This is a genomic window from Neobacillus niacini (assembly GCF_046591715.1).
GTDB lineage: Bacteria > Bacillota > Bacilli > Bacillales > Cytobacillaceae > Neobacillus > Neobacillus niacini_L.
The window spans coordinates 1420739-1446681 of sequence record NZ_JAWVNQ010000001.1; the positions used below are offsets into that span (position 1 = coordinate 1420739).

Sequence of the window (25943 nt, forward strand, 5' to 3'; positions counted from 1 at the left end):
TGAAAGGGTATGGAGAAACAAGGGAATTTAGGAAGTCCACAATCTGTGCAAGTGATCTTGTCATCCAAGGTGGAAAGGAAGCCAAAAAGGGGAAATCTAGGTAGTTTGGTCAAATACCTGATTATGCTGGTGATCTCCTTAGTTATGGTATTTCCATTTTATTGGATGGCGGTTTCTAGTTTGAAAACACCGGAAGAGTTAGCGAGCCTTCCGCCGGTTTGGTGGCCTGCTAATGTATCGTTTGATTCGTTTGTAAATATCTTTGAAGTGATTCCGTTTGGCAGCTCCTTGGTGAATTCAATTATCGTCACAACGGCGGCGACAGCCAGTATCCTCCTCACAAGCATATTGGCCGGTTATGTATTTGCGAAATATCATTTTAAGGGGAAAAATGTTCTTTTTGTAATTGTTTTATCCACCATGATGGTGCCGCAATTTGTATTGATTGTTCCTCTCTATCATATGATGAATGGACTTCATCTTGTAAACACCTTTTTTGGTCTTATTTTACCGAATATGGCCAATGCCTTTGGAATTTTTTTAATGAAGCAGTTTATCGAAGGAATTCCCGATGACCTCATCGAAGCCGCACGATTGGATGGGGCATCTGAATGGAAAATTATCTGGAAGGTCATTGTTCCATTACTGAAACCAGCGGCATCCGCTTTGATTCTTTTTGCGTTTGTTTACCAATGGAATAATTTCCTATGGCCGTTAACAATCGTCCAGACACCTGAGATGAATACGGTTGTACTCGCCTTGAACAGTTTGCGTTCCTATACCACAAGCGTGGAGTATACGAATGTCGTCATGGCTGGAGCAATCATTGGGATCCTCCCAAGTGTCGTGTTATTCCTCTGGCTTCAAAAGTTCTTTATTGAAGGAATTGCGATGACAGGAATCAAGGGATAAGGAGTGGATGTTCATGTTTTTTGGCATCGATATTGGCGGAACCAAACTGCAATTTGCACTTGGCGTCAATGAGGAAGTTTTTGTATTAGATAAGGTGCCGACTCCTGGCAGCTACTGTGATCTGTTGAAGGTAGTGGAGGAAACCTATTTTGCAGCAGAGAGGAAATTTGGCGGAAAAATTGAAGGGATTGGAATCGGTCTTCCCGGAACCTTTACGAAGGAAAAAGTCGTTTGGGTTCCGAATATTCCATACATAGAGGGTCAAGACCTGGCCGGGGATTTGCGGGACAGGCTTGAAGTAGATGTCTTTATTGGAAATGATGCCCAGCTTGCCTTGGTTGGGGAAGTGTGGAAGGGTTCTGGATGCGGTTATGGAAATGCTGTCTTGATGAGCATTGGAACGGGGATTGGCGGTGCGATCATGATTGGCGGGAAGGTGGTCAAAGGCCGCCGGGGTGCTGCCGGCGCATTAGGCTGGCTCAATTTAGATGCCAGTGTTCCTGGAGATAAAAACCATGGGTATCTGGAAAATCATGCATCAGGCAGTGCGATCGCAAGGGCAGGTGAGGCTCAGAATCCTCCGATGACACCCTACGAAATCGTTGAAAAAGCAAAAAAGGGAGATGCCTTGGGCGTGAAGATCATGACTCAGGCCGGGCATTTAATCGGTGCCGGTTTAGCCTCGATTGCCAGTGTACTAGATACAGAGATCATCATCCTCAGCGGTGGTCTTAGTGAGGAAATGGATTCGTTCAGGGAATCTATGGATGCTAGTTTCCTAGAGTATGCAGCACCAGGCGTGGACCAGGTGCCGATTGTCAAAAGCAGTCTTGGGAATTTGTCCGGTGCCTACGGGGCGGTAAGGCTTGCCATGGTTCGAGGAGATCTGTGGATTGGGTAATAGAAATTCTAATACAAGGATCGGGATTGGGACTGCTGCCTCAATCCTTTTCTTTTTGTCTATCGGCAAGGTTAGTGGAAGAAGGAATTTAGTGAAAACGTATAGAAATAAGAGTTATAGAGGAAAGGAATGAAGTTAATGGAAACGGTTGGTGCTATTTTTCCCATTATTTTTTGGGTCGTAATTCTCGGGGGAATTGGTTTTGGGGTATATCGACTTTTAAAACCGAAACAAAAATAACAATCAGTTTAGTAATGCAAAATAAATCAAGGAAAGGTAGATTATGACTAAATCATTTATTGAACAAGTACATTATATTAGAATCCCAGTAAAGAATTTAGAAGAGTCTGCACGATGGTATAGAGATGTATTAGGGCTTCAATTATTAACTATTACTGAGGATCCATTTGCGATTATTAAAATGAATGAGGGACCTTTTTTACTTATCTTAGTTCCTACTGAAGATGATACATTTGCACATTTTACCATAGGTAATGTTCCAGCCTTTAGCATTGGTTTTTCAAGTCCTGAATTATCTAAATTTCATCAACACCTTATTGAAAATGGTGTTAAGGTTGAGGATATAAAAGAAGATAATGGACACGCCTATTTTCACTTTTTTGATCCAAATGGTAATAAACTTCAAGTGCATTGGTAAGAAATATACAAAATGTAAGAAATAAAAAAGACAACAGGCAGGGCAGTCTATGGAATCCAAGCTAATTATCATACGGGGCAATTCAGGAAGTGGAAAAACGACGACCGCAAAAAGTCTTCAAAATCATTTAGGTCACGGAACACTTCTAGTTTCTCAGGATGTCGTTCGTCGAGATATGTTGAAGGTTCACGATAGAGATGGAAATCCTTCCATTGATCTGATTCGCCAAATTGCGGAATATGGTAAAGATAAGTGTGAATTTGTTATTGTAGAAGGAATCTTGTATAAAAATCGTTATGGAGTAATGTTGAATAATCTTATCCAGTTCTACAATCAAAAGGTATATACATATTATTTTGATTTATCATTTGAGGAAACAGTCAAACGTCACAACTCTCGTTCAAAAAAGATGGAGTTTGGAGAAGAATCTTTACGTCGCTGGTGGATTCCAAATGATTATCTTGGAATAGATGGAGAAACATTATTTACTAATGATATGGCTCACAATAATGTGTTGAAACTGATTTTGAATCAACTACAAAAGTAATTATAAACCTATAGTTTAACTAACTGGGGCTTGTGTTGGAGAAAAAGGTCGCAGTTGCTGATATTTTCTTGTTAGAAAATATTATCCTCGCCATTATCGAACATCGTTGGATAGAGATGACTATTTTGTTTAATAGAAATAAGTATGAGATTTACAATGTTAAAATTTGAAGAACTTCAATCGGAGTTCATTTGTATAGAGGGTGGTTAAAAAGATGAAATGTAATCAATGTCAATATGAAATGACAAAAGATTGTAAGGTTAATGTTGAATATGATACGCCCGGAATTAGAATAAGTAAAAAATGGAAAGGAAGCTCCAACAAAGTATCTGCAAAAACGAAAGCAGCCGTTTGTTCAAATTGTGGCTATGTAGCTTTATACATTGATGAATATAAAGAGTTTAGTGAGAAGGATCATATATAAAAATGCTTGGAGTCATGATAGGCTCCAAGCATTTTTTCCTTGAGAATCACTTAATATTTTGCCTGCTGATTGTAGAAGTCCGCTCGTCTGCACCAATCGGTAAAGCATAGACATTAATAAATAATATGTAGACCGGAAACAGCAAGGCAGACCCAAAAATTAAGAGATTAAATCTAGGGAAAAGGGTCACTCCTGTATTAAGAGGAACGAAGACTGTGAAAAAGTAGAATAACACAATAAAATAAGGGACCCACAGAATAAGTGTCCAAAGATGGTGTTTTCTGCCGGACATCCATTTTTTAGTTAAGCTAAAAAAGAGAAGGGTTGAAAGAAGAAGTCCAATCACATTAATAACAGCAATGACAATGTAAACATGATCCCATTCATAGCCATATACTTCACTTATATGAGAAACATTTATAATGAGTTCGATGGCAATAAACAACGCTAACGCGTATAAGGCACTAAGTGTATTTAACTTCATAAAAAACTTCATTAATATCCTCCGTCAAACAGTAATCTCGTATTCCATTATACATCAACAATAAAAGAAATGGGTCTGAATACGCATTTTGAACCTCTTCAATGGCGGGCATATTAGAGTAAGGCAATTGTAAAACTGTCAGTGTAAATGTCTATGAACATGGGAAAGTTTCAAATATTTTAGCACTCCTTTTTTGTTATTTTACTAATAAACAAAAATTAGCAACGGTTTTACAAGGAATGTGCTAGGGGTATCCCTTTGAGAGTCCCTTGCGCCTTTTTTCTATTGTTATTCCCACGAATAAACAAAATCAGAAAATTGACATTTATAATCAACGTGCTAATATTATCCATGTAGGGTAATTATTTCAAATGAATAGATGAATCAAATCCGCTAGAGGTGCCTTTTTAAAAGGCTGAGATTGAAGTGTTACTTCGGGACTCTATGAACCTGATCTGGGTAATACCAGCGTAGGGAAGTGGGAAATAGGTTATTTGGAGAGCAAATGCTTTTATTTCAAATTTTCCGGCCACTTTCTTACTATAGGAAGTGGTTTTTTGTTGTTCATTTGATTTCATAGATAAATAGAAATAGGAGGTAATGGTATTTTAACGAGTGTACAAGGCAAAGAGTTACATATTATTTCCAATGGTAAAATGGCAATCGAACTGTTAGTGGAAATTGTAAGTGATATTCATCCCTATATAACGGCCATTCATATACGAGAAAAACAAAAACGTGCTAGGGAACTATTTCAAACTGTCGAACTTTTAACAAAAAATAACATACCACTGTCAAAGATCATGATTAATGATCGGGCAGATGTTGCACTCGTAACAGGGGCCAGAGGCGTTCAATTAGCCTTTCATAGTTTAGATGCAGCAAGTGTAAAAGAAAAATTTCCCAAGCTTAGGATAGGGAGTTCTATCCATTCCTATCTTGAAGGTCGAAAAGCAAAAGAGAAGGGTGCAGATTACGTTCTTTACGGACATGTTTTCCATTCTCAATCAAAACCAGGTAAGAGCCCAAATGGCCTTGAGGAATTAAAAAAGCTATCAAACCTAGATATGGATGTGATTGCTATTGGAGGAATCACACCTGTTAATACGGAGCAGGTTCTAAAGGCAGGGGCAAAAGGGATTGCTGTCATGTCAGGTGTTTTAGAAGCGCGTGACCCATTATTGGCAGTAAAGGCTTATCGAAACGCATTACATAATGGAGGTGAATAAATTGGAAAATTCTTTTGATGTTGCTGTAATCGGAGGGGGAATTAACGGAGCCTCGATTGCCTATCAGCTATCAAAAATAGGAAGAAAAGTAATCATGATTGAGAAGAATCAATTGGCTTGCCAAGCTTCAAGTGCAGCGGCGGGAATGCTGGCAGCACAAGCGGAGCTGGAACAAGACGGTCCCTTATTCCAGATGGCTTTAAAAAGTCAGAAGATGTTTTCTGATCTTTCAAGTGAGTTATTTGAATACAGCGGTATTGATATTGAGTATGTGAATAAAGGAATGTTAAAAATCGCAGAAACCGAAGAAATCGCATTAGATGTAAAAAAACAGGTCACCTTTCAAAGAAAATGGGATCCAGCAATAAAATGGCTGGATACAAAGGCATTAAGAGAAATGGAGCCGTCCCTGTCACCGAGTATAGCTGGTGGGATGTATCTCCCCAATGATGGTCATGTGCAGCCAGCAAAGTTAACACAAGCTTTTGCAAAAGCAGCTGTTCATTTTGGGGCGGAAATACACCAAAATACGGAGGTCCTTTCTTTTAAATTTGAAAACAGTAAGGTGAGAGGCGTTATAACCAACAATGGCATTGTAAGCTGTGATCAAGTTGTCGTTGCCACTGGAGCTTGGTCTGCAAAATTAATGCGTGAATCAGGAATAGATATAAATGTATATCCCGTGAAAGGCGAATGCTTCTCCGTTAGGACGGAAAAGTCGATCATCAACACAACGATTTTTTCAGATAAACGATGTTATCTCGTACCAAAAAGGAATGGGGAAATTTATATCGGTGCGACCATGATTGAAGGTACATATGAAAACTCTGTTACACCTAAGGGTATCGCAAGTTTAATAGAAAGAGCCACGCAACTGGTTCCGCAGATTAAGGATGCTGCATGGGAGCGAGTATGGTCTGGAATACGACCACAGACAGGCGATGGGCTTCCTTATATTGGTGAGCATCTAAGATGGAAAGGGTTATTTGTTGCGGCTGGGCATTTTAGAAATGGGATTTTATTAAGCCCTATTACTGGGAAACTAGTAGCTGATTTAGTAACAGGCAGTTTACTAAATGATGATCTACTCGCAGCTTTTCATTTAGAAAGACACAAAGAAAAAGTAGAATTGGAGGTAAATACATGAGGGTAGTATTAAATGGGGAGATAATCCAATTACCAGAACATGTAGTATTTATATCCGATGTTCTGGAACATTATGAAATCCATAATAAGGTTGTGATTGTGGAAGTAAACGGTGAAATCGTAAACAAGGTAGATCACCAAAGTACAAGATTATCAGATAAAGATCGAATTGAAATAGTCCATTTTGTAGGAGGCGGTTGATATGTTAAAAATCGGTTCATTATCCTTTCAATCTCGTTTGTTACTTGGAACGGGAAAGTATCCAAGCTTTGATATCCAAAAGGAAGCGGTAGAAGTTTCCGAAGCAGAAATTCTCACGTTTGCGGTTAGACGAATGAATATTTTTGAAGCAAGCCAGCCGAATTTTTTAGAACAGCTCGATACCAATAAATATAGGCTGCTGCCCAATACGGCAGGAGCGAAAACAGCGGCAGAGGCTGTCCGGATTGCCAAACTAGCGAAAGCTTCAGGTCTATGCGATATGATTAAAGTAGAAGTGATCGGCTGTGATAAAACCTTACTTCCAGACCCAATTGAAACTCTAAAGGCAACGGAAGAATTGGTGAAAGAAGGCTTTATTGTCCTTCCCTATACCTCCGACGATGTAGTATTAGCTAGGAAACTTCAAGAAGCAGGCTGTCATGCAATCATGCCAGGAGCTTCGCCGATAGGTTCTGGTCAAGGTATCATCAATCCTGTCAACCTTAGCTTTATTATCGAGCAAGCGGTTGTTCCCGTTATCGTGGATGCTGGTATTGGCTCACCAGCTGATGCTGCATTGGCTATGGAAATAGGAGCTGATGCTGTGTTATTGAATACGGCTGTATCGCAAGCCAAGGATCCTGTGAAAATGGCAAAAGCCATGAGATTAGCGATAGAAGCTGGACGATTAGGCTTTGAAGCCGGTCGAATCGAGAAAAAGAGATATGCGGCAGCAAGCAGTCCAAAGGAAGGAATGAGTATCGGGTGAATAATCGGTTTTCACGACAAGAACTATTTTCACCGATTGGAAAAGAGGGACAACAACGAATTTTCAATAAGCACGTACTCATAATTGGAGCGGGGGCACTTGGAACAGCAAGTGCCGAAGCACTCGTCCGTGCTGGAATTGGTAAACTAACCATTGTTGATCGTGATTATGTAGAATGGTCTAATTTACAGCGGCAGCAATTATATACAGAGGATGATGCTCATAATCGAATTCCCAAAGTAATCGCTGCGAAAAATCGTTTAACAGACATTAACTCTACTGTGGACATTGAGGCAATCATTGCGGATGCCTCTGTCGTAGAGCTTGAAACTTGGGCTGAAAATGTGAATCTTATCATTGATGCCACTGATAATTTCGAAACAAGAATGATCATAAACGATGTTTCACAAAAGGTTGGAGTCCCGTGGATTTACGGTGCTTGCGTTGGAAGCTACGGAATATCCTACACCATTATTCCAGAAAAAACACCGTGCCTTTCTTGTATACTAGAAACCGTTCCGCTAGGAGGATTAACATGTGATACAGCTGGAATTATTAATCCGGCGGTTAACATGGTTGTTTCTCATCAAATAAGTGAAGCATTAAAAATTTTGGTCGGTGATTGGGATTCATTAAGAAACAAACTAGTTTCTTTTGACTTATGGAAGAACCAGTACACTTCCATCAATGTAGATAAACTGAAAAATGAGGATTGCCCTACATGTGGAATAAAACGCTTCTTTCCATATTTATCTTTTGAAAATCAAACAAAGTCAGCTGTACTTTGTGGAAGAGATTCTGTCCAGATCCGTCCTTCCGTTCCTGTTGTACGTAATTTTGAAGCATTAGAAAAACTACTCATGAACCAAGGGGGAACGATACAGCGAAATCCTTACCTATTATCTTATACAATGGATACTCACCGACTAGTCATTTTTAATGACGGAAGGGTTTTAGTGCACGGAACAAAGGATATTACGGAAGCAAAGTCGCTATACCATAAATACTTGGGGTAATTGGAAGTAACAACCGCTGCCTTTGGAGCGTAGTCATTTTTCTATATATTGATAGATACAGCGATTACCGGTAACCCCCAAATATAAATTAATCTGAATAGATAGGCAAAAAGAGGGATTTCATTGCATCCCTCTTTTTGCCGATAAAAGTGCGTTGCACCTTCAAGAGACAATGATTTAAAAAAATCAAAGTCTCTTTTTATTAAAGGAATTATTAACCTCTAAATATGATATGATAGGAATGCATGTTCGCATTATGTGTAGTATACATATTAGAGGAGGTAAGGAATGAGGAAAATTAGCTATCCGAAAGTGTGGGATTTAGATAAGATTTTTATGGGGGGAGGAAAATCAAGTCAATTTTCAGATCATATTAAACGGTTAGAAGATCTTGTACATGCATTAGAAGGTAGTGTTATTTCATTAATTACCCCACTTTCAACAACTGAAGTAATCAAAGTGGTGCATTTAATTGAAAACATCGGAAACATTCGTTTGTACCTATCGCAAGCTACTTCATTTATCACTTGTCTCCTTGCACAAAATCCAAAGGACCAAGATGCTGCTAATTTACGAGGCAAGATTGCTAAAATAGAATCTCATTTTGAAAAAGAATTATCGAAAGTAAAGAAAATATTTATATATACAAAGGAAGATGTTTGGGAAAGTTTACTAGAGACCGAAGAATTAAAAGAATATAGATTTATTCTATACGAGTGGCGTGAAAATGCAGATAAGAATTTGTCTGAAGAGGCGCTAAATTTAATCTCTGATTTAATGGTTGATGGGTACCATGCTTGGGGACAATTCTATAATGATCTAGTAAGTAGGATTAACGTAAAGATTCTTATTAATGGAAAAGAAGAAAATCTATCAGTTGGACAAGCCATTAACTTGCGTTCGCACCCTAATGAAGAAGTCCGTAGGGAAGCTCATTATGCATTAGAATCTATCTGGAAAGAGAAAGAAGAAGTATTCAGTAAAATAATCAATCATATTGCTGGCTTTCGTATACAGGTAAATAACCAGCGTGGGATAAAAAGTGCACTAGAAGATCCTTTGAAAAAGAACAGAATGCAGGAAGAAACGCTGCATACGATGTGGAAAGTGATCAGTAAATATAAACAACCTTTCTCAAATTACTTGAAGCGAAAAGCCGGAATGATAGGCGGTTCTAGTATGAAGGCTTATAATTTTTGGGCTACCGTTACAACAAGTAAGCAAGAGATAAAATTCGAGGAAGCTGCTACATTTATTACAGAACATTTTAGTAAGTTTGGAACCGAAATAGAAGGCTTCGTTAAGAAAGCTTTTAATGAAGGCTGGATTGAAGCAGAAGATCGTCCAAATAAGTCCGCAATTCCGTTTTGTGCTGGTTTTCCACTCACAGGAGAATCAAGAGTTTTTATGACATTCAGCGGTACTTTCACAAATGTATTAACGCTTGTTCATGAGTTAGGGCATGCTTTTCATAATCATGCTATGAAGTCTGTTAATGGGTTGAATAAGCGTTATCCATTAAGTATTGCTGAAACGGCTTCCACTTTCTCTGAGATGATAATTTTTGATGCAGCTATGAAAAAAGCAAATTCAAAAGAAGAAAAATTATTTATACTGGATGAAAAATTAAAACGCAGTGTAATGAACTTTATGAATATGCATTCGAGGTTCTTATTCGAGCAAAGATTTTACAAGGAACGTAATGTAGGTTTTGTTTCAGCTCATCGAATAAACCAGTTAATGGAAGAAGCAATCAATGAGGCGTATGCTGGATCCTTAGAACAACCTTCCATTTATTCTTGGGTTTGGACGCCACACTACTATATTACTCAATCGCCTTTTTATAATTTCCCATATACTTTTGGGTATTTATTTGCATTGGGCATTTACGCAAAGGCAAAGGAGAAAGGAAAAGACTTTGAGAAAGATTATTTAGCCTTACTTCGAGATTCAGGAAGTATGACTGTAGAAAATTTGGTTATGAAACATTTAGGTGAAGATATTACGACAGAGGCGTTCTGGGAAAAAGGAATGGCATTATGCGTACAAGATGCAGAAGAATTCATTAAATTAACATCTTCTTAAAATGGTGGATGAAAAAAGTAGTAAAGAAGATGATCGCTGCGGCGGTCATTTTTTCTTCTTCAAACAACGAAGCAGGTTAGGTGAACAATGTTGTTAGTTGCACTTTTGAAGCAAAGGAGGACAAAAAAGAAAAACCGTTCAGTTGTCTGAACGGAGAAAATTGAATGAGGAGTGTAAATAGATGAAAGTTAAATCCCTGTTTTAACACCAAAACCTAATAAAAGTAAGCCAGTTGATTTCTGAAATACTTTCTGGAACCTGGGATTATTCAACCATTTTTTTGCGTAATCAATTACGTTAACAAGGGTTAGAAACCACAATACAGCAAGTAAAGTAAGGATGGATGCTAACAGTATTAATTGCTGATTTACATTTCCGTTCAAATCAATAAATTGAGGCATGACAGTTATATAAACCAATACCGTTTTTGGATTAAGAACATTACTCAGTAATGCTTGCATAAAGGACTCTTTGTTATGCCGGCTTGAAGACTTGGCAGATGCATTTGCTTGTGCTTGGATCTCCTCTAAAGAGAATACACTTTTAGCAAAAAAACTTTTTATCCCCAAATAAATTAAGTAAGCCGCTCCCAAATATTTGATTGTACTAAAAAGAATGACAGACTTTGCAATGACCACAGATAATCCAAGAATAGCAATAAGCGTCCAAAAAGAAAGTCCGGTTGCCATTCCAAGGACCGTATAACGTCCAGCTTTTGGACCATAGCTAAGGGTATTTTTCACGAGAAGCATCGTATCTGCCCCAGGTATAACAACCATCATCGCAGCAATTGATATGTATGTTAGTAAGCTATCCATGTTGTTTCTCCCTTCTTATCATAATAGTGACTACCAAGGTAACTACTTATATGAGTATATCAGAAGCATTTGGAAATAATCAACAATTTTGATAGAATATTAGTTACTAAGGTAGCGACTACAATAGGGTGGAGGCTTTATGAAAGAAACCATTTTTGAAACTTTAAAGAATCTAAATTTTACCGAATATGAAGCGAAAGCGTATCTGAGCCTTTTGGAGGAATCCCCCTTAACTGGATATGCAGTAGCGAAGAATTCTGGTGTACCACGTTCAAAAATATATGAAGTTCTAGATAGTCTCGCCATACGAGGAGATATTCTGGTTAGTCCAGGAAACACGCCGCAGTATACTCCTGTGCCTGCAAAGGAGCTCATTAAAAACCGTCGGCGCGAAGCAGAACAAAATTTTGAACAAGCAGAAAAGTCACTAGCAGAGTTCGAACAATCTGCAAATGACCGGGAAAATATTTGGAATATCATGGGACGCATTGAAATACTACAGAAGGTTAAAGATTGTATCGCATCTTCAAAAACAAGGATTCTCTTAGAGGTTTGGAAAGAGGAATACGAAGAATTGGAGTTTGAACTAAGGCAGGCAGCAAAAAGAGGAGTCAACGTAACGATTATTGCTTATGGGGAAATTCGATCTGATTTTGCAAACCTTTACCTCCATTACATGGGGCATGAAATTACAGAAGAGTATGGTGGACGCTGGATTGTAATTAGTTCAGATGATTCAGAAGTAGTAGCAGGGATTGTCTCGCTGGGGAAAGATAGCCGTGCAGCGTGGACAAGGCATGTAGGTTTAGTTATGCCAATTACAGAAGTCATGATTCATGATTTATATCTCATGGAAATTATGGAGAAACATAGAGAACTCTTAGAGGAAAGCTTTGGGAAAAACCTCGTGAATTTACGCCATAAATTTTCTATACACTCCGATTTTAAAAAACATTATGTAAAATAAATTTGTACTATGCTGTCTCGCTTTTTAAATATTGATCCACTAAAAAAGGTGGGAAATCCGAATGGAATTCAGAATTGGTGACGGTGCAATTGTACTACCCCCTTTACACATCACGATCATCGCAATCATCATTATTTTCTTATTGGTAAGGTGGAGCAGGCAATTAGAAACACGACGGTTTACAGTTATATTTTATTTTCTAATTAGCACCTATATTGCCCCAATTTATTCTCAGATTACAAAGGAGGGTGTCTTTCAGTTATGGATACCCTTAGGATTTATAGTAGTTTTCTTTTACTTGTTTCGTAGCACAAGATACCATCCCTCTAAAATCAAAGCAAGTATATTAGGACTCTGCATAGCATTATATCGGTTAATTCTTCAATATGGGTGGACATTGTAAAGAAAACGACATGAACTATCGGGGCAATAGTGAAAAGGCAGCGGAATTATCCGTTGCCTTTAACCAACTCAGTCATATAAATATTTTCTATGAAGTTCACTTCTAAGTCTACCACTTAACGAGCATTTCCTAACGGTAAAAACTCACAACTGTTGTTAAATCAACAATTGTGAGTTTTTTTATTTAGGGAAAGCTGTACAGGAGGCAGCCAAAAACCCGTTTGTCATAAAACATTCACAAATTTTTGAAAGTACCATGTCCTTTTTCTTCCTGTTTCCTTATATAAAGGGTGAAAGTATTTGGCAGAAGAAGGGTAGTGTTGTGAATGGCTAGGTTTAGAAAAGTGAGAACGGATTTTTGGGTGACCCCGATTCATTCAGAGGAGATGACTCCAGATGACAGGCACTTTTATTTATATCTTTTAACCAATCAACGGACGAAACAAATTGGAATCTATAAAACTACGATCAAGCAAATTGCTTTTGATATGGGCTACACAACCGAATTTATTCAAACATTAATGGAACGATTCATCCAACTTCACCGGCTGGTTCGTTATAATCCTGAAACGAGAGAGCTCGCGATCAAAAACTGGGCGGAATATAACTTTGACCGAGCTGGGAAACCGATGATGGATTGTATTTTTTCCGAATTAAAAGAAGTCCAAGATATCTCACTGATTCAATATGTTGCGGAGTCCATTCATAAACCAGAATTCCGCTTACTTTATGATTCGTTTTGTAACAAAGAAGTGAGTCTTCATGTAGAAAATAATACATATCTAGCGCCCGTATGGGAAGAGTCAAACGAGACTTTTACGACTCGTCATACGATACGTGGACAAGAAGAAGAAAAAGAAGAAGAGAAAGAAAAAGAACAACAACAAGAAGTCTTTCAGCCCTTACAAGAAGACCATCTAAATAATGTGCATCATTTGCAGGGTAAGCAAAAAATGAAAGATGTGAAGGACATTATTGCCTTTTGGGATAATAATGGATTTGGTTTTAGCAATGTGAATGCAAAAGAGCAGCTATTATCCTGGTTAGATGATTGTCGCTTCCTGCAGCCGAAAGACGTAATTTTAAAGGCATTGAAGATTGCATGTACAAATAACAAGCGAAGGCTGAGTTATGTGCTGGGGATTCTAAAAAATTGGGAAAACGAATCATTACTGACGGTAGAAGAAATTGATTTCTACCAAGAGAACCAAAAGCCTGCAGCGAATAATTGGAAAACAACGAAACCGGTTCCGAGCGGAAGATATATTCCAAGTGGATTTAACCCAGATATATCGGAAGGTGAAGATTGGTGAATATAGCGGAGAAAGCATATTTAGGAAGCCTGATTAAGGCCGAGTACTTACTCAAGGATACCGTGATTCAGCCTAATCAGCTGGAAAGTGTGCGGCATCAAGAATTAATGCGAAAAATGCTGGAGTTAACCCGGGCAGGCAAGAATATTGATTTAATCTCCTTGGCAACGTTGCTTGACCTTGAGTTTTTTGGTGGAATGTCCTATCTATCTGAACTGTTATCATACGCAGATCTTGATAAATTCGAGAATACGGAGGAGCTCATTCTTTCTGCGTGGAAGGAACGAGAAAAAAGGAATATCTTAACGGTGGCTGCAGTGAGTGATTGGGAAATTTCGAGGATTACCACTGAACTGGATAAAATCAATCAATGTAAAATGAAGGATCATACCTCCTTAACAGAAGCATTGGCAGATATTTATGAGGCACCATGGGAAGACTCAATCGTTCTGAATACAGCCACAACAGGAATCCAAGAGCTCGATGTAATGACCGGAGGCGGCTTTCAGAATGGGGAAGTAACGATTGTGGCAGCAAGACCCTCCATGGGGAAAAGCGATATAATGCTTCATTTCGCCAAAATGTCGGGCTGGGCCGGGTTCCTGCCGCTGCTATTTTCATTGGAAATGCCTGAAAAGCTGATTACCTCTCGACTCGTTGCTTCAGCGGGGAACCTTAACCGAAGAAAAATGCGAGATTTGAAAAGGATGCTGAATCAAGACCAAAAGAATTCCTGGTTCGATGTTCTCGGGCAGCTGGCTGAGACCAATATTCAAATTTTTGATGGAGCTGGGCAAAGTATTGCCGAAATAAGAGCGAAAACGAGAAAAATGATCCACCAATTTCCATCCAAAAAACCAATCATTTTTATTGATTACCTTACATTGATTTCTTCAAGTCAAGTGTACAGAGGGAATTCCCATCAACAAGTAACGGAAATATCCAAATCACTTAAAACAATGGCAAAAGACTTTAATTGTCCAGTAATTTGTTTGGCACAGCTTAATCGATCAGTAGAGTCGAGAGAAGTTAAAAAGCCAATGATGTCTGATATTCGGGAATCAGGCAGTGTGGAACAGGATGCCGATGTCATTTTGTTCCTGTATCGTGAATCCTATTATGACAAGAAAATAAAGAATTCTCCTCTTGAAATCATTATATCGAAAAATCGAAATGGTCCAGTGGGGTCAGTGTTTGTTGATTACAACGAGTGTACAGGAAGAATCGAGGAATCAAAGGAAAAAACAGAGAATTGGGTGGTAGAGGGTGTTAATAAAAGACGCTTACTTTGATTGTTTTCTATATGAAGATTCTTCATTGGCCCATTATATTCACCATTTACTAGAAGAGAAGAAAGTTTCTTTAAAGGATGACATTTCCAAACTGAATTTTGATCTAGCCAACCATCAGCAAGTGGCAGAAATGATTACAACCAATGTATTAGGAATTAAAAAGCTTCGAGTTTACTCATTAAAGATGAACCAGAGGGATTTTGTCTTTATCTTTGCCCTTAGTGAAGAAGAAGCCATTCAGTTGTATGAAAAAACATTTCATCAAAAGCCGTTAAACTGTCATGAATCTTTACTAGATTTCGAGTTTTATAGAGGAAAGGAGGTGATTTCGTTTCGGGATATGAGGAAGGGATATGGGGGGTTCCCAGCGATAGTGGGATATTTTTCGCGATAGAGGTGAATGTATACCTAGAAGAACCTTCCCCAAGGTCCACGTTATAAGAATTAATTTGAGCAGATAGGGAAGGAGAGATTACCTAGAATAACAAAGAACTTTTTAAGAATCCTATTTTAAGAAGATTTTATTGGAGTGAACCAAAAGCAGAAAAGCATAACCCTAATTATTTAAATAATGTGCCTGTTGCTTGTCGAATGTTACATATTCTGACTAGTGACAGGCATATTTTTTTATTAAGTAACGAGAGTACACGCGAAGCTCTTATGATTGATTAATTTTTTTGTTTTTGTGTTTTCTAATATATCACAAAGGTATAGAACGTATTTTCTTGGAAATACGTTTCCTTACTAATGTTCACTTGAATTCACTATCAAACTTTTCTTTAATTACTATTATCTTACAAAATTCGTATAGGAGATAGATTTTTACCAAATTGCATTAAATATAACAATTAGCTTATTTTTATCCCATAGAAAAATTTGTTGAATATAGTAATTACTACTTATTTGAAAGAGGATAAATGACCTACCATCTCGAATAATGTAAGTATGTTTCCAAAATAGAACCCTTTACATAGTATATTGAGCACACATTTAATCGGGAGAGGTTGATCATGAGATTATTGACAGAAGATAGTACGTTAAAATCAATGAACGAAACATTCGTTGCACAGATACCTAATTACAGTTTAATCGGAGACTTACCAGTATCAAAAGAAGATTTCAAGCTTCTTGCATCCGTGATTACGGTATTATATGAGAATAATGTAAGCCAACAGATATTTGATAGATACAGGGAATCTCTTGCAGTATTCCTTGTTTTTTGCGCGGTGTATGAATATGATAATAGAAAATTCTGGGAGCCTATTGAAAAATATACTGGGTTTTTATCCTACAACAAAAGAATGGACCTTTACTATGCATTTTCAAGTGTAGTGGATAAATACAAATTAAATAATTTTGAAAATGAAAGTGATGAAGGCTTTACCTATGTTACACCAATATTGTGCCATGCAGGAATTCCGATAAATGCGTATGATAGTTATTTTGCAGCCATTAGTAATACAGTGAATGATACATTTTATGATGATTTTGACGTGGATGATTTCCTTTACTATTTGAGAAATAAAACGGAAATGCCAGTTAAACGATATATTAAGTTATCTAATAAAAGGGATTCATACCATTTTATCCAGAATACTAGAAAACTTATCCTTAGTGATTTTGTTGATAGCGATGAGGAGTTGGAGAACGGTAATTACCTACGAATGTTAGAGAATGTGTCGTTTTGGAAAGAAAAACCTAAGAATAAAAAAAGTATCCAAGCTAGAAGTAATGTTCAACTAACTGGTCCGAAAATAAAAATAGACTTGGACGGTGTTGGTATATATTGTGAATTACCAAGAATAATAGCTAAGGATTGTTATGATCCTTTTATTATGTGGGAAATCTCATGTGATGAAAATACCAATTCAGTGAAAGCTGATTTTTTTAAGAGAAGCGGTGTGTTGGTTTCTGAGGAAAAAATAGTGACGATTAGACCAGCAAATACATACACCATTTCTCTTAAAGTGGATGACAATCAAATATCTAAATGGGAGTTTAATGGGGTTATCGATAACTATATGGCCTTTTCTCATAATGGCAATGTTATCAAGACAGATGCTTTACCTAATGAGTCAGTCATTCTTTTATTGGACAGCAACATTCGGATAAATGGAATAGAAGCTTTACCAATGATTGAACTTCCAAGGATCCCCACTTGGCCGTCTTATAACATTTATCGAGTTGATTTATCAAATGTGAAAGTACTTGAGTGCACTGGACTTACCATTCGAGTTAATACGGAAAATAAGCCGATTATTTCCGGTGGCGAAACTTTATTTAATCAAGAAAACACTAGAGCTTATATTAAGCTGCCATATATTAAAGTACCGATGCTTGCTGAAGGAGGATGGCATCTAGAGATCAAGCATAAATCATCTACCAGTGTTATTAGTAAATCCAATCATTTAATACCACTTAAGGATGATGTCATTTTACTTAGCTCCTATATATCTAATGATGGCTATGGAGAATATGATATTAAACTATCAAGCCGATCAGGAATGAATGGGAGGTTTATTATAGAATATGTTCCGTACGGAAGTTATCAAGTAGATAAGTATGAGTATTGGCCGTCCCAATACAAGGGTTATGAAAATACGATTCAAACATTAAGGACCAGTAAAAATGTGGAACTGGAGATCTACAACGCAGAAAAAATATCGGAAATCATGCATGAAAAATACATAGAACATAGATTTAAGGTTACCGACAAAGATCGTTTCCTAATTGGTGAATATAGATATACTTTCAATGAACATATCTTTTCAACATCCATTAAAAAGAGCATTTACCCAGTTTCTTGGGGGATCATTGGGTTAGAGAACGAAATAATCCAATTTTCAAGTAAAGTTTATAACCTGACGCCTCTAGATTTAAGGATTTCAACCGATCCTTATTTATTGATCGCCTTTGATTTTGGAGGCTATTATGATATTCCAAATTTAAAAGTAGATTTGATTGGACCGGATAAGGAAGTTTTTCTTAGTAATACACTATCAATCAAAAACAAGGATAGAATGAGGATCCCTTTAAATTCTCATCTATTTGAAATTCAACAATCATCTTCAGAGATAGATTATCAAATTCAATTAACATTAATTGGTTCAAATGATGAAATCGTGTCAAACTTCATGGTAGCTCGATTTCAAGATGAAGTGGTGATAAAGAATTCTCTCCACACACAGGATGACAATGGTATTTATATCAAATGGGATGAAAAGGGAACACGTTATGGCCGTGAAATCGTTTTGTTTAACTTTTTAAAGCCTTGGATGAATCCTTATCACATCATTATAGAAGATAAAACCAATGAAAAGCATATTGATACAACCGGGATGGAAGATGGCGTTTATAAATATCTAATCCAGAAAGAATCAGATGATTTATTTTCAGGAGAAGATCAGGCAGAAGTTTGTTCTTTAAGGGATTTTCAGAAAAGGAAGATTGAGATCAAAGGAGAGCGCAAATTCACAAGTGATATGGAGCGGATATTGTATCAAATTTTGAGAAGTAGATTTATGAAAAAAGAGTTAATCCCTAAAAGATTATCTAAAATTGACTCTGAGATTAGAAGTATTCAAAAAAGAGTACCTGAAGATATCAATTATTTGGCACATGCATATATCTTACATGACAGATTCTTTTCAGAGGAAGAAGATGCCTCTAGAATAAACGAATTGTTTACTTCCCTATTTGAATCGTTCTCAGGTGATGGAAAAGAAACAATGAAATATATTCTAGAAAGCAAGTTTACCAAAAAATATAAGAAAGAATTACTTCATAAATTTCACTGTAATAATTTAACATCCACGACAAGATTAAATGAACATCTATTAATGCTGCTTGCGGACATTGATGAGGATATGGCTGGTTTCATTCATTTGGTCGAATCTGATAACAAATCATGGGGATTTAATTGGGCAGGTATTTCAGGTATTGAAGTCTTGAAGGAAGAAGATCTTTTTGGTGATGATAATTCAGATACTACAATTTTATCTGATAAAAATCTAGGAAAGAGTACTTATATTGCGGATTATTTTCAGTATGTATCTAACTGTTTACAACGGCCCAAAAATATGATGAAGAACTCTGCTGATTTTCTAAGAGAGTTTCAACGTGAACATACTGTTCAGGAGACTAAAATATTTGGCAAAACCAGGCTCCAATTGCTAGCAGAGTGGAGGGATCATTCAAGAGTATCCATGCAAATTCAAGAAAAATTAGCATTTGTAATCGATATACCTTGTGATAGAGGATTAAAAGAACAATTTAGTGATGCATTCCTGGCCATAGCTAAACGAAGGAACGATGATGAATTAGGTTACTATATTGGATTAATTGCCTTGTATTCTTCTTTTATTAGAAACGGTTTAATGCGCGATAGAAAAGAGTTCAGCCGTTTATTACATTACACAATTAAAAAATGCGGGAAATTATACTATAGGGATGCAATCATCATTGAGTTATATATGAGAATAGAAAGGGGATTCACATGGGTTTAAATCCTATCACTACAACGAAGAAAATTAAACAAGAGTATGTGGAATATTTAAGTTCAATGTTTTTCTTTCAAGATAAAGAGTTAATGAATCAAGCGAGGAATGAACTCTCGGATGAAGGTAAGTTTGTAAAAGGACCATTTATTGAGATAACACAGCCTTTTATTAATGGAAAAAGCATGAAAGGTTTAATGGACGAAGGGATCGTGTCAAAAGAGTTCCATGCATTGAAAAAGCACTTTCCGCTCAATCGAACTTTATATATTCATCAGGAAACCGCAATAAAAAAGGTCGTTAATGGAAAAAATATTATAGTGGCTACAGGGACGGGGAGTGGTAAAACAGAGTGTTTTTTACTACCAATCATTAATGAGTTAATGAGAGAAAAAGAGTCTGGAAAACTAAATAATGGCATAAGGGCGTTATTATTATATCCAATGAATGCCCTTGCGAATGATCAGATTGCTAGATTAAGAGGGATTCTAAAAGATTATCCAGACATTACATTTGGAAGATATACAGGTGAAACGGAAGAGACACAAAAGAAAGCGGAGGAGTTATTTGCCAAAACCAATCCCGATATTGAACCGATTCCAAATGAATTGATTTCTCGGGAAAAAATGAGAGAAACTCCACCACATATCTTGCTGACCAACTATGCTATGTTAGAGTATTTACTTTTACGTCCAAATGACAATGTGTTTTTTGACCAAAGCTATGCAGAAAATTGGAAGTTTATCGTGTTAGATGAGGCCCACACATATAACGGAGCAAAAGGTACAGAAATATCTATGCTCTTACAAAAATTGAAAGAAAGAATCTCTAAAAATCAAAAACAAAAATTAACCTGTATTGCTACAAGTGCTACCTTAGGTGGTGGTAAAGATGCATTAAAAGAAGTTGCCAAATTTGCATCAGATTTATTTCACGAACCATTTTATCCTGAAGATATTATTGAATCTATGAGAATCAATCTAACACATCGGAAAATTCATGGTGTAAAAAGAAAAAGCTATGAATACCTTAACTTAGGAAAAAACAAAAGCAATACAGAATTATTTTACCTGCTAAAAGATGATATCAATGTCATGCAACTGCAAGAAATTCTTCAAAAAAAGCCGCAACTGCTAAGCAATTTAACCAATTCATTTTTTCAGGATGAGAATCTATCAAAATCAGAAAAGCTAGCGGCAATTGTAGAAATTGTAAACCTTTGTGCGATGGCAAAAGAAGATGATGATTCCATGCCATTATTACCAGCAAGATATCATGTGTTTGCGAAAGCGTTGGAAGGTGCCTATGTATCGCTTTACAAGAAAAGAAGACTGTTCTTGGACAGGAAGAAAACACATCGATTAAATGACGGTCACATAGTGGCAACCTTTGAACTTGCAAACTGTCAAAGATGTGGACAAGAATATATCACTGGAAGGACAGAAAATGAAAAACTGATTCATGCAGATTCTGATGTTGATATCGAGGGTGTTATTAAAAGAAAACAAGAATATTACATGCTTAATACAACAGAAGAAGAGATTGATGTCACATCAATAGATGGGGATGAATCCGTTGTTGAAGGTGGTGGTATTTCAATTGACAGTGATGAATATATCTTATGCACTGGTTGTGGTCATATCGAACCGGATGGAAAAGTGAAACGGACACATTGTTGTAATTTTCCAAGTGAAAAATTCATAAAAGTACTTAAAATAAAAATGCCCGAGTACACAGTCAATACGTGCTTGAAGTGTGGAAACCACTCAAAGAACATTGTAAAACAATTTAGAACGGCAGATGACCCAGCAACAGAAGTTTTGACTAGGTCTTTATATCAATGTATTCCACCAAACAAACAGCAAGTAATGGAAGATGATTTGTTTGGAGAAAGTGAAGAAATCGATGAAGATTTATTGGGTCGTAAGCTATTGGTGTTTTCCGACAGCCGGCAAGAGGCAGCCTTTTTTGCATCTTTCCTTCAGACGAAGTATAGCAATATTTTATGGAGAAATGCGATAATACATGAATTAGGCAATCTTCAAGAATACGATGATATTCGTATCGATAGCCTGGCCAATGCGGTTGTAAAGTTTGGGAAACAAAAAGGCCTATTCGAAAATGGCCTTGACGATATTGAAAAACAAAAACAAATCCAGACTGTGCTTATAAAAGAATTCATGAACACAGAACGCCAAATCGGACTAGAAGGTTTGGGATTAATTTCATTTGTACCGGAAAAACCGGATAAATGGTCAAAATTAAATATGAACAGTCTTGGGATTAATGCTGAACTAGACCTTACCATTGATGATTTATGGGAATTATATAAAAATTTATTTAATTCATTAAGAGACCTTAATGCTATTACCTTCCCAGACTTAGTTTCTATAACCGATCAAACCTTTGCACCAAGAAACAAAGAAGTATATTTTAAGTTGGAATCAGAAAAAAGTGCCCTAGGTAATAATATTGTCGGCTGGTTACCAAAGGAAAACCTGAATAATAAAAGACTTGATTTCATCCAAAAAATGTATAAAGCGAAGGGATACTCTAAGGAGGATGCAGCCGGTAAGGCGAGGAGTCTTCTAAAAGAGCTTCTTACCGGTAAATTATATAAGGGGTTCTGGGTAAAGGATGGATATATTTCTGAAACACCACTTGCCAGAGAAGGAACAGTACTAAAACTGAATTATAAAAAATGGCAAGTGCTAAAACCGGAGAATTTATATATTTGCAATAAGTGCGGCAGCATCAATTCTAATAATTTGAGAGGTATATGCCCTACCTTTAGATGTGAAGGATCATTGGTTAAATACAATGATGATATGAGTAGGTTTACTTATTTTAAAGATTTATATACAAAGATGAAACCATTACCTCTGATTGCAAACGAACACACAGCACAGTTAACAAGTGAATATGCCTCTAGATTGCAGAATCGTTTTGAACGGGGAGAAGTGAATGTTTTAAGCTGTTCTACAACCTTTGAAATGGGTGTGGATGTCGGACAGCTTGAAGCCGTATTTATGCGCAATGTACCGCCTGAAACAGCAAATTATATTCAAAGAGCAGGTCGTGCAGGTAGACGGACAGAATCAACTGCATTTTCATTGACCTATGCCAAAAGACGTTCACATGATCTTACCTACTACCAATTTCCTGAGAATATTATTGGAGGTATGATTAAGGCACCGTATATAGAAATGAACAATGAAAAAATCGTACTTCGGCATGTGTTCTCCGTTGTGTTTGCTTGGTTTTTTAGAAAGTATCAAACATATTATGGGAAGGTTGATAATTTCCTTAATATTTCTGGCGATGGTGAAAAGAGTGCAGTCCAGGTATTAAAAGAAGTGTTAAATGCACAACCAGAAGATCTGAAGAAGGCATTACAATTTATTGTACCAAATTCAAGATCTTTACAGGCTTTTGTTGATATAGAGAATTGGAAATGGGTTGACTACCTACTTAAAGATGATGAGGGAGCCTTAATTATCGCGGAGTCGAATGTGAAAGAGATTATTGATGAACTGGAAGAATTGAAAAAAAGACTAGACTTGGAACGGAAACCTAGTGACAATATACTAAAAATCCAAAATACCTATTTGACGAAAGATGTTTTGAGTTTCTTATCCTCAAGTAATGTATTACCCAAATATGGATTTCCGGTAGATGTGGTTAATTTAGATATTCTTCATAATGGGGAAAATGCTAAAGTTATTAATATTTCACGAGACTTAAAACTGGCGATTTCGGAGTTTGCACCAGGTTCTGAAATCGTAGCCAATAAAAAGGTTTGGAAACCATATGCGTTGAACATGAATAAGATGAAAAGCTGGCCTGTACAACAGTATGCCATTTGTAAGAGTTGTGGCCGTTTATATGGCTATCATGTTGATTTGGGCACATCGTATGAAGATAGAGAAATGGAATGCTGTCATGAGCCTTTAAACTACTATTACTATCTGCAGCCAGTATTCGGATTCTCTACAAAGGCAGACGACTTACCAGGAAATCCTGGTGAAAGACGTAAAGCAAAACCTCTACCATCTAGAGTAAAGTTTGATAACTATGTAGAAGAGGAATTAGAATTAACCGAATCTACACAGGAAGTTATCAATATAGGCACCCATGAAATTGAAGTCAAATATTCTTCTAGAGGCAAATTGGTAATCGTAAATAATGGTGGGGGTCTTGGGTATTCACTTTGTAAGCGATGCGGCTATATCACACAAACGAAATTAACGAAGTCTAAAAAGACGAATGAGAGAAAAGTGGAGCATAAAAACAAGCTTGGTAAAACATGTGATAACACGTATTTGCATAATATTCATTTAGGGCATGATTTTATCACTGATGTAGTGGAAATAAGATTGCCTTTGATTTCGCAAAAATTTAATCAGAAAAGCTTCTGGCCATCTCTACTATATGCAGTGATGGAAGGTGCAAGTATTGAATTAGGCGTAGCAAGAAGCGAAATCGGCGGCTGCTTATATCGTGCTGACGGAGTAGATGTAACAAATACCTCTATTATTTTGTATGATGATGTGCCAGGTGGTGCTGGGCACGCAAAGAAAATCTCTCAGAATCTACGAGGTGTCCTTGAAAATGCTAAATTAAAAGTGTCAGGTTCATGTGGATGTGGGGAAGATACAAGCTGCTATGGCTGTTTAAGAGGATTTGAAAATCAGTTTTATCATGAGATATTAGAGAGAGGTATTACACATGAATATTTAACAAAGCTTTTGGGGAAGGGTAATTCAAGTCATATTGAAACTGCAGAGTTATATAAGGAGGAGATCCTGTGAACGATTTTTCAAAAAAGTTACTAGATGAATTAAATGAGATTGGTTGTTTAGAAGTTGTAAATCATAAGAATGATTCTGGGTTTGTAAATGTTAGATGTACTACTAGTAAGGATCTAAGAAGAATTAATGTCGTTGGTGATCTCAATACCAAAACAGGCAATATGCGATTATATTCTAATGGAAAATGGGTGAGTATAAATAAATTAAGGTTGATAAATATTGAGGAGATAATTACATTTGTAAAAAATGATATAAAATTATTAACAAAATAGATAATAAAACGGTTAATAAGATTATCTTTAACCTAAAAAGAACCGAAGCTTATCGGTTCTGTTCCATTATAATATTTGTTTATTTAAAATAAGAAGTGGAAAAGATATACTTAAAAACGATGACTTTACTCTACTTAGCCGTTTAGTGGATACAGATTTGAATATTTATATTTATGAATTTCTTGAAATAAACTTTGATTATCTTTCTCAATTCATTCTTGATATTAAAGATTTGTCTCTTTTCGTTTCATTTATGCATGTGAATTTAGAATATAGCATGGAAGACAAAGGAGACATGCTTCTATCAAAGCTTCTAGAAGATTGGGTCCGCTGTAATTATGCGTTAACAGAACAACAATTCATCAAGCTGCTCTGGAATAGCTCCTACTACGAAAAAGATCAAGAGTTAATAGAGCTCGTTCCTTGTGAGTTCTTAGCAGAATCTGTTCCTGGTATAAAGTTGTACACAGCATGCTATGATGCAATGAACGGAGACGCAGAATCAAAAAGACGAGTTCAGTTGTACAAGAAAGAATTTATAGGACTTTTTAGTCCAATAGAGAGGGTTCTAATTCAAGAGAAGATCAAGAATATAACTTTAATTAATAAGATTAAAGCCTTAACGTAGTAGATTACATGTTGTCGAGAAAACTAATTCTAATAGCCCCTTTCTTTCATAGTAAGGGGCTATTGTTTGTTCAAATACCAGAACCCTACCCCTACCCCGTTTGTTGTAGGTATAATAATAAAGTTGGTATAAATATTAATATCGAGAGAATTGAAAGCAAAGGGCAGGGGATAGTACATACGTCTCCTACACTGTACATACATCTAAGGAAATGTTAACAAATACCAAACAAACAGCTTACATAAATTTGATAAAGGACAGGTACCTAAGCGGTATGATTAACCTAAGAAATCAGGGTCTGGTTCGTATTTGTGGATTCGTAATTTAAATGACGAAGAAAGTCCTGATAAGTCGATTAACAAAAAAATATTGGATTCAATATTTGTTGGCAGAAAAAAAGTTCAATAACCCGCTCGATTAAGGCGGCAGGGTAATATTTCCACACTACTGTCGCTGAAAACGGTAAGGTTCATTTTGGACAAACGATTAAACATTAATTACGGGTAGAAACAAAGCCTGAAGAGTTTGAGCGATTGCATTCTAAAGTGTGGTCAGGGTATTTGTCGTTGAAT

At 36.7% G+C, this 25943-nt stretch carries 21 protein-coding genes and 1 riboswitch; of the genes, 19 read left to right on the forward strand and 2 right to left on the reverse strand.

The genetic code is table 11. The features are described from left to right. Window positions 1-9 precede the first annotated feature (9 nt). From SFC47_RS07000 to SFC47_RS07020, 5 genes are all read left to right on the forward strand, one after another. On the forward strand, window positions 10-912 hold the full coding sequence (locus tag SFC47_RS07000) for a carbohydrate ABC transporter permease (RefSeq protein WP_411253516.1): 903 nt from the start codon (window positions 10-12) through the stop codon (window positions 910-912). 13 nt (window positions 913-925) lie between these two features. Then, the gene (locus tag SFC47_RS07005) at window positions 926-1813 is read left to right on the forward strand and encodes an ROK family protein (protein WP_411253517.1); all 888 of its coding nucleotides are present in this window, start codon (window positions 926-928) and stop codon (window positions 1811-1813) included. Between the two features lie 283 nt (window positions 1814-2096). Continuing rightward, window positions 2097-2471, forward strand: coding sequence for a VOC family protein (locus SFC47_RS07010; RefSeq protein WP_411253518.1), 375 nt, complete (start codon window positions 2097-2099; stop codon window positions 2469-2471). Between the two features lie 49 nt (window positions 2472-2520). Next, window positions 2521-3018, forward strand: a complete 498-nt coding sequence (locus SFC47_RS07015; protein WP_411253519.1) for a kinase — start codon at window positions 2521-2523, stop codon at window positions 3016-3018. Window positions 3019-3232: 214 nt separating this feature from the next. After that, the gene (locus tag SFC47_RS07020) at window positions 3233-3442 is read left to right on the forward strand and encodes a hypothetical protein (RefSeq protein ID WP_411253520.1); all 210 of its coding nucleotides are present in this window, start codon (window positions 3233-3235) and stop codon (window positions 3440-3442) included. Window positions 3443-3488: 46 nt separating this feature from the next. On the opposite strand, the gene SFC47_RS07025 is transcribed toward SFC47_RS07020, so the two are convergent. Next, window positions 3489-3938 (reverse strand): hypothetical protein, encoded by a 450-nt coding sequence (locus SFC47_RS07025; protein ID WP_411253521.1) that lies wholly within the window; start codon window positions 3936-3938, stop codon window positions 3489-3491. A 373-nt stretch (window positions 3939-4311) separates the two neighbouring features. Continuing rightward, a riboswitch (TPP riboswitch) is annotated at window positions 4312-4420 on the forward strand. Between the two features lie 162 nt (window positions 4421-4582). On the opposite strand from SFC47_RS07025, the gene SFC47_RS07030 reads away from it, so the two are divergent. From SFC47_RS07030 to SFC47_RS07055, 6 genes are all read left to right on the forward strand, one after another. Continuing rightward, window positions 4583-5155 (forward strand): thiamine phosphate synthase, encoded by a 573-nt coding sequence (locus tag SFC47_RS07030; RefSeq protein WP_486348373.1) that lies wholly within the window; start codon window positions 4583-4585, stop codon window positions 5153-5155. A 1-nt stretch (window position 5156) separates the two neighbouring features. Next, window positions 5157-6302 carry a glycine oxidase ThiO gene (gene thiO / locus SFC47_RS07035; RefSeq protein WP_411253522.1) on the forward strand — a complete coding sequence of 382 codons (1146 nt, stop codon included), beginning with the start codon at window positions 5157-5159 and terminating at the stop codon, window positions 6300-6302. Next, a complete protein-coding gene (gene thiS, locus SFC47_RS07040; RefSeq protein ID WP_411253523.1) occupies window positions 6299-6502 on the forward strand; it encodes a sulfur carrier protein ThiS in 204 nt (67 codons plus the stop codon). Before thiO ends, thiS begins: the two co-directional genes overlap by 4 nt. 1 nt (window position 6503) lies before the next feature. Then, window positions 6504-7271 (forward strand): thiazole synthase, encoded by a 768-nt coding sequence (locus SFC47_RS07045; protein WP_411253524.1) that lies wholly within the window; start codon window positions 6504-6506, stop codon window positions 7269-7271. Further along, the gene (locus tag SFC47_RS07050; RefSeq protein WP_411253525.1) at window positions 7268-8287 is read left to right on the forward strand and encodes a thiazole biosynthesis adenylyltransferase ThiF; all 1020 of its coding nucleotides are present in this window, start codon (window positions 7268-7270) and stop codon (window positions 8285-8287) included. The genes SFC47_RS07045 and SFC47_RS07050 overlap by 4 nt, the downstream gene beginning before the upstream one ends. Before the next feature lie 288 nt (window positions 8288-8575). Further along, the gene (locus SFC47_RS07055; protein WP_411253526.1) at window positions 8576-10372 is read left to right on the forward strand and encodes a M3 family oligoendopeptidase; all 1797 of its coding nucleotides are present in this window, start codon (window positions 8576-8578) and stop codon (window positions 10370-10372) included. A gap of 188 nt (window positions 10373-10560) precedes the next feature. On the opposite strand, the gene SFC47_RS07060 is transcribed toward SFC47_RS07055, so the two are convergent. Then, complete coding sequence (locus tag SFC47_RS07060) at window positions 10561-11190, reverse strand: homoserine/threonine efflux transporter (RefSeq protein ID WP_411253527.1); 630 nt, start codon at window positions 11188-11190, stop codon at window positions 10561-10563. 139 nt (window positions 11191-11329) lie between these two features. Here SFC47_RS07060 and SFC47_RS07065 point away from each other — a divergent pair, with 139 nt between their 5' ends. The 8 genes from SFC47_RS07065 to SFC47_RS07100 all read left to right on the forward strand — a co-directional run bounded on the left by SFC47_RS07065 (window position 11330) and on the right by SFC47_RS07100 (window position 25371). Beyond that, a complete protein-coding gene (locus SFC47_RS07065; RefSeq protein WP_411253528.1) occupies window positions 11330-12157 on the forward strand; it encodes a TrmB family transcriptional regulator in 828 nt (275 codons plus the stop codon). Between the two features lie 728 nt (window positions 12158-12885). Further along, window positions 12886-13872, forward strand: coding sequence for a DnaD domain protein (locus SFC47_RS07070; RefSeq protein ID WP_411253529.1), 987 nt, complete (start codon window positions 12886-12888; stop codon window positions 13870-13872). Beyond that, window positions 13869-15164 (forward strand): replicative DNA helicase, encoded by a 1296-nt coding sequence (locus tag SFC47_RS07075; protein ID WP_411253530.1) that lies wholly within the window; start codon window positions 13869-13871, stop codon window positions 15162-15164. The genes SFC47_RS07070 and SFC47_RS07075 overlap by 4 nt, the downstream gene beginning before the upstream one ends. Next, the gene (locus SFC47_RS07080) at window positions 15139-15558 is read left to right on the forward strand and encodes a hypothetical protein (RefSeq protein WP_411253531.1); all 420 of its coding nucleotides are present in this window, start codon (window positions 15139-15141) and stop codon (window positions 15556-15558) included. The genes SFC47_RS07075 and SFC47_RS07080 overlap by 26 nt, the downstream gene beginning before the upstream one ends. Window positions 15559-16174: 616 nt before the next feature. Next, entirely contained in the window at window positions 16175-19669 is a 3495-nt protein-coding gene (locus SFC47_RS07085) for a hypothetical protein (protein WP_411253532.1), read from the forward strand. After that, on the forward strand, window positions 19660-24471 hold the full coding sequence (locus SFC47_RS07090) for a DEAD/DEAH box helicase (protein ID WP_411253533.1): 4812 nt from the start codon (window positions 19660-19662) through the stop codon (window positions 24469-24471). Before SFC47_RS07085 ends, SFC47_RS07090 begins: the two co-directional genes overlap by 10 nt. Continuing rightward, window positions 24468-24743: a hypothetical protein gene (locus SFC47_RS07095; protein ID WP_411253534.1), complete on the forward strand. Its 276-nt coding sequence runs from the start codon at window positions 24468-24470 to the stop codon at window positions 24741-24743. The genes SFC47_RS07090 and SFC47_RS07095 overlap by 4 nt, the downstream gene beginning before the upstream one ends. A 157-nt stretch (window positions 24744-24900) precedes the next feature. Continuing rightward, entirely contained in the window at window positions 24901-25371 is a 471-nt protein-coding gene (locus SFC47_RS07100) for a hypothetical protein (RefSeq protein WP_411253535.1), read from the forward strand. The last annotated feature ends 572 nt before the right edge of the window (window positions 25372-25943 follow it).

Excerpts from the sequence above, each read along its gene's own strand:
- SFC47_RS07000 (WP_411253516.1), top strand. The coding sequence starts at position 10 with ATGGAGAAACAAGGGAATTTAGGAAGTCCACAATCTGTGCAAGTGATC.
- SFC47_RS07005 (WP_411253517.1), top strand. The coding sequence starts at position 926 with ATGTTTTTTGGCATCGATATTGGCGGAACCAAACTGCAATTTGCACTT.
- SFC47_RS07010 (WP_411253518.1), top strand. The coding sequence starts at position 2,097 with ATGACTAAATCATTTATTGAACAAGTACATTATATTAGAATCCCAGTA.
- SFC47_RS07015 (WP_411253519.1), top strand. The coding sequence starts at position 2,521 with ATGGAATCCAAGCTAATTATCATACGGGGCAATTCAGGAAGTGGAAAA.
- SFC47_RS07020 (WP_411253520.1), top strand. The coding sequence starts at position 3,233 with ATGAAATGTAATCAATGTCAATATGAAATGACAAAAGATTGTAAGGTT.
- SFC47_RS07025 (WP_411253521.1), bottom strand. The coding sequence starts at position 3,938 with ATGAAGTTTTTTATGAAGTTAAATACACTTAGTGCCTTATACGCGTTA.
- SFC47_RS07030 (WP_486348373.1), top strand. The coding sequence starts at position 4,583 with ATGGCAATCGAACTGTTAGTGGAAATTGTAAGTGATATTCATCCCTAT.
- thiS (WP_411253523.1), top strand. The coding sequence starts at position 6,299 with ATGAGGGTAGTATTAAATGGGGAGATAATCCAATTACCAGAACATGTA.
- SFC47_RS07045 (WP_411253524.1), top strand. The coding sequence starts at position 6,504 with ATGTTAAAAATCGGTTCATTATCCTTTCAATCTCGTTTGTTACTTGGA.
- SFC47_RS07055 (WP_411253526.1), top strand. The coding sequence starts at position 8,576 with ATGAGGAAAATTAGCTATCCGAAAGTGTGGGATTTAGATAAGATTTTT.
- SFC47_RS07060 (WP_411253527.1), bottom strand. The coding sequence starts at position 11,190 with ATGGATAGCTTACTAACATACATATCAATTGCTGCGATGATGGTTGTT.
- SFC47_RS07065 (WP_411253528.1), top strand. The coding sequence starts at position 11,330 with ATGAAAGAAACCATTTTTGAAACTTTAAAGAATCTAAATTTTACCGAA.
- SFC47_RS07070 (WP_411253529.1), top strand. The coding sequence starts at position 12,886 with ATGGCTAGGTTTAGAAAAGTGAGAACGGATTTTTGGGTGACCCCGATT.
- SFC47_RS07085 (WP_411253532.1), top strand. The coding sequence starts at position 16,175 with ATGAGATTATTGACAGAAGATAGTACGTTAAAATCAATGAACGAAACA.
- SFC47_RS07090 (WP_411253533.1), top strand. The coding sequence starts at position 19,660 with ATGGGTTTAAATCCTATCACTACAACGAAGAAAATTAAACAAGAGTAT.